Source organism: Rhodanobacter sp. FW104-R8, from assembly GCF_001617365.1.
In the GTDB taxonomy this organism is placed as follows: Bacteria; Pseudomonadota; Gammaproteobacteria; order Xanthomonadales; family Rhodanobacteraceae; genus Rhodanobacter.
On sequence record NZ_LVJR01000035.1, the window covers coordinates 1 to 689 of the forward strand.

At 63.7% G+C, this 689-nt stretch carries 1 protein-coding gene; it reads right to left on the reverse strand.

All coding sequences use genetic code 11. The features are described from left to right. Positions 1–689: efflux RND transporter permease subunit (locus tag RHOFW104R8_RS10815; protein WP_161487798.1), on the reverse strand; the 689-nt coding region annotated here is incomplete at both ends.

The window sequence follows — 689 nt, forward strand, 5'->3', positions numbered from 1 at the left end:
CCTCGGGCACGGTCTTGATCATGCGATCGGTCAACTGCAGCAACTGCGAGGCCTTGCCGGCGGACAGCCCCGGCAGTGCAGTGGGCATGTACAGCAATGTGCCTTCGTCCATCGCGGGCATGAACTCGCTGCCGAGCTTGGTCATCGGAATGACCGCGGTGAGCAGCAGCACACCGGCCAGCACCAGGGTTGCTTTCGGATAGCGCAGCACGGCTTCGAGGAGAGGCCGATAGCCATGGATCAAACCCCGGTTGAGCGGATTGTCGCGCTCGGCACGGATGCGCCCGCGGATCAAATAACCCATCAGCACCGGCACCAGCGTCACCGCCAGCCCAGCCGCTGCCGCCATCGCGTAGGTCTTGGTGAAGGCCAGCGGCTTGAACAGCTTGCCTTCTTGCCCCTGCAGCGCGAAGACCGGCACGAACGACAGCGCGATGATCAACAGGCTGACGAACAACGCGGGCCCCACCTCGGCGGCGGCCTCGGCAATCAGCGACCACCGCTGCGCACCTTGCGGTTCACGTCCGTCGTTCGCGTCACGCCAATGTTCCAGATGTTTGTGCGCGTTCTCGATCATCACGATCGCCGCATCCACCATCGCGCCGATCGCAATGGCGATACCGCTGAGCGACATCAGGTTCGCCGTGACGCCTTGCAGATGCAGTGCAATGAAGGCGACCAACACGCCC